Below are 3,342 nucleotides of genomic sequence, written 5' to 3'. Positions count from 1 at the left end.
GGTTAATACAAATACATCGCCGCCTTTTTTATCGGCTTTCTTCGAGAGATCTTCAATGGCACCGGACTGTGAGGTTTTATTTGAGGTAGTGACAGAACCGACTTTAGTATACTGCGAAGCCACTTTTTCAAAATCTACTTTCTTCATTAATTCAGCTGAATAAGCGCTAAAAGAGACACAACCCATCACAGCCAGTGCCAGCAAAGCTTTAGATATTTTCATGTAAGCCTCAGATTTAAAATTGCTCAGTAAATTGAAGGAGAACAACAGGAAGACGCTTATTGATTGAAATCCCTGTTAAACAATAACCCACCTTTTAAACAATGAGTTATCACTGCATTTAGTAATAGACAAGGAAGTAAATAATTACAAGGCGGAAAGGAAAATTAAGCGGTGAATACGGTGTTAAACCATCAATCCCGCGCAAACATCCCCGGGGATTTAATACCCGCTGTGTATGTTATTTGCCTGTTAATACGTAACCCGGAAAATGTTTCACTGCTAATAATTAAGTTTGAACCTGCCGTACTGGCACAACGTCAGCCTTATCAGCCTGATCTGAGCGCAGAACATATCGGTTATGGCCGTGCGCTGCCCGCTTTCCGGCACGGAACAGGGTGCCTGCTGTATTACTTTTAACTGAACGTGACGGATAGCGTCTCCCCGCGATGCCCCTTTAAGAATTCCTTAACGTAACGTCTGTAGGATGAGCGTTCTGACTGCCGGAAGTCTGGAATTCTCATCGCAGATATTTTCAATAAAGGGGCATCGTCATGGTATTAAACACCGCAGTGACCGCCATGATTGGCAGCATACTGATTACCCTTCAGTTTTCCTCTCTCGTCATCGCCTGGTGGCGGATGCGCAGTGGCGTCCTGCGCGATGAAGTGCATGAAACCTCGGAATTTATCGTGCTGGTGCGGCCATTGTGCGGGCATAACGCCTTCGAAGAGGAGACCATGCGCTCCAGTTTTTATCAGGATTATCCCGCTTATGAAATTGTGTTTTGCGTGGCGTCACGGTTTGATCCGGTGATCCCGCTGGTGGAAAAACTGATGGCGGAATTCCCCGATAAGCCTGCACGACTGCTGATTGGCGATGACAAGATATCCGCCAATCCGAAAGTGAATAATCTTAATAAAGCCTGGAGCAATACCACCGCAGGCGTGGTGGCAATGGCAGACAGCAACCTGCTGTTACCGCCGGATTATCTGCGTTCACTGGCGAATACTTTTGACAGTCAGACCGGGCTGGTGAGTTCTCCGGCAGTCGGAATGATCCCGGAGAATTTATGGGGTGCCGTAGAAGCCGCAATGCTGAATACGCATCAGGCGCGCTGGCAGTATCTGTCGGATTTTCTGGGTAACGGTTTTGCGCAGGGGAAAACATTGTGCTGGCGGCGCGAGGTGCTTGATAATGGTGGCGGAATGGCAGCGCTGGGCAGTGAGCTGGCGGAAGATGTCGCCTCAACCAAACTGGTACGCCGCGCGGGGCTGAAAGTCCGTCTGCCCGCGCAACCTTTTGTGCAGCCTATCGGGCATCGCAGCCTGGAAGCGGTCTGGAGCAGACAACTGCGCTGGGCGCGCATCCGGCGTGCCGGTTTTTTCTGGCTGTTTGTGCCTGAAATTATTATGGGTTTCCTGCCTGCTCTGGCAGCAGTGGTCTGGCTGACCCTCCGCGGTGATTTACCCCTGTTTGCAGCTCCTGTGCTTTTTGTGTTGTGGTATGGCGGCGAATGGGCGCTGGCCAAAGCGCTCGGCTGGCCGCATCGGCTAAGAGATATTCTGGCGATGTGCATCCGCGATATCCTGCTGCCCGCCTTGTGGTTATGGTGCTGGACCGGGCGCGGTTTTACGTGGCGCGGCACTATTTTGGGTGAAGGGCACTTAGGCAAAAAACAACCGGTGTCTGCCAGTCAGCACTCAGGGAAATAAGGACAGCATGTTTTCTCTTGAAACACTCGAAACGCTTATCAGAACGCACGGCCTGTTGATCATGACGCCGCTGGCCATCCTTGAAGGGCCGGTAGTGACGGTGATTGCAGGTTACTTCGCCCGTCTCGGCTATTTCAGCGTGTCCGCCATGTTTTCCGTGGTGATGGTGGGGGAAGTGCTCGGGGATATCATTTTTTACTCGCTCGGACGCTGGGTGATCAAAGCTGACGGACAACCGCCCGGCTGGCTGGCCCGTCTCGGGCTGACACAGCCGCGGCTGGAAAAAATGGTGAAAAGTTTTGATCGCAAGGGCGGGCGGTTGCTGGTGCTCGCCAAACTGACCCATTCCGCTGGCGCACTGGTGCTGACCGGCGCGGGAATAGCGCGGATGCCGCTGGTGCCTTTTCTGTTCTATAACATCATCGCGGCCATTCCTAAAAGCCTGTTTCTTCTGGGCCTCGGCTGGATGTTCGGCGATATTATCGCAGAGGTGAATAACTGGATAGCCTGGGTATCCCTTGGCCTGTTCATCCTGCTGGCCGTGACGGGGGTGCTCTGGGTGAGGTCTAAACAATGATCACGGTGAGTTGCATTATTCCGGCACACAATGAGGCCGGTCGTATCGGCAGGGTGCTGGATGTGGTGCAGAATCACCCTTTGCTGCTGGAGATTATCGTGGTGGATGACGGCTCCGGCGATAATACCGCACAAATCGCACAAGGCAGGGGGATCAGGGTGATCAGCCTGCCTGAAAATCGCGGTAAAAGTTACGCTGTGGCCGAAGGCATTGCTGTGGCAACGGGCAGCCATCTGCTGATGCTTGACGCGGATCTTGTCGGGCTGAATGATGACGATATTACGGCGCTCATCCGGCCGGTGATGCAACATCAGGCTGATGTCACGATAAGCCTGAGGCGTAACAGCCCGTGGGTCTGGCGATTTATCGGGCTGGATTATATCTCCGGTGAGCGGGTGTTTGCGCGCGGGTTAGTGGCGAAGCATCTCGGGGAGATCCGCCGGTTGCCGCATTTCGGGCTGGAAGTCTGGATCAATCAGCGCTGGATTGCCGCCGGATTTCGCTTACAGGTCATCAGATGGCAGGGCGTTATCAGCCCGTATAAAGCCGCTAAAATCGGCAGGTGGCGTGGATTACAGGCCGATATATCGATGATGCGCGATATATTCCGGACCATCAGCTTGCGCGAATCGGTACGGCAAATTATCTGTCTTAAGCGCAAAATCCGGGCCTGAGTGTGAATGTCACTTTGCCCCGCAGCTCTGGCAACAATTGGGTCGACCCGTCTGGTCACAAAAAGAATCTTGCAGCCGCTATTGTGCGAAAGGCGGTATCACATAATTAAAAATTGCTGAATGTCATCATTCACCCGGCAATAATTTAATCATTAAT

At 52.4% G+C, this 3,342-nt stretch carries 5 protein-coding genes; 4 read left to right on the top strand and 1 reads right to left on the bottom strand.

The features are described 5' to 3' along the window. Window positions 1-222 (bottom strand): YdgH/BhsA/McbA-like domain containing protein (locus J1785_RS02220; RefSeq protein WP_217218711.1); only part of this gene is annotated, 222 nt, incomplete at its 3' end. A gap of 171 nt (window positions 223-393) precedes the next feature. On the opposite strand from J1785_RS02220, the gene J1785_RS02215 reads away from it, so the two are divergent. The 4 genes from J1785_RS02215 (at window position 394) to J1785_RS02200 (ending at window position 3,185) form a co-directional block, all read left to right on the top strand. Beyond that, complete coding sequence (locus J1785_RS02215) at window positions 394-639, top strand: hypothetical protein (protein ID WP_217218712.1); 246 nt, start codon at window positions 394-396, stop codon at window positions 637-639. 134 nt (window positions 640-773) lie between these two features. After that, on the top strand, window positions 774-1,934 hold the full coding sequence (locus J1785_RS02210; protein WP_217218710.1) for a ceramide glucosyltransferase: 1,161 nt from the start codon (window positions 774-776) through the stop codon (window positions 1,932-1,934). Window positions 1,935-1,941: 7 nt separating this feature from the next. Further along, window positions 1,942-2,511, top strand: a complete 570-nt coding sequence (locus tag J1785_RS02205) for a DedA family protein (protein WP_217218709.1) — start codon at window positions 1,942-1,944, stop codon at window positions 2,509-2,511. After that, the gene (locus J1785_RS02200) at window positions 2,508-3,185 is read left to right on the top strand and encodes a glycosyltransferase family 2 protein (protein WP_217218708.1); all 678 of its coding nucleotides are present in this window, start codon (window positions 2,508-2,510) and stop codon (window positions 3,183-3,185) included. The genes J1785_RS02205 and J1785_RS02200 overlap by 4 nt, the downstream gene beginning before the upstream one ends. Window positions 3,186-3,342: the final 157 nt, after the last annotated feature.

The sequence above is a fragment of the Rahnella perminowiae genome (genome assembly GCF_019049755.1).
Lineage (GTDB): Bacteria > Pseudomonadota > Gammaproteobacteria > Enterobacterales > Enterobacteriaceae > Rahnella > Rahnella perminowiae.
The sequence above is the reverse complement of the archived record's forward strand: the minus strand, read 5'-3'. Positions and strand labels throughout refer to the sequence as shown.

Excerpts from the sequence above, each read along its gene's own strand:
- J1785_RS02200 (WP_217218708.1), top strand. The coding sequence starts at position 2,508 with ATGATCACGGTGAGTTGCATTATTCCGGCACACAATGAGGCCGGTCGT.
- J1785_RS02205 (WP_217218709.1), top strand. The coding sequence starts at position 1,942 with ATGTTTTCTCTTGAAACACTCGAAACGCTTATCAGAACGCACGGCCTG.
- J1785_RS02210 (WP_217218710.1), top strand. The coding sequence starts at position 774 with ATGGTATTAAACACCGCAGTGACCGCCATGATTGGCAGCATACTGATT.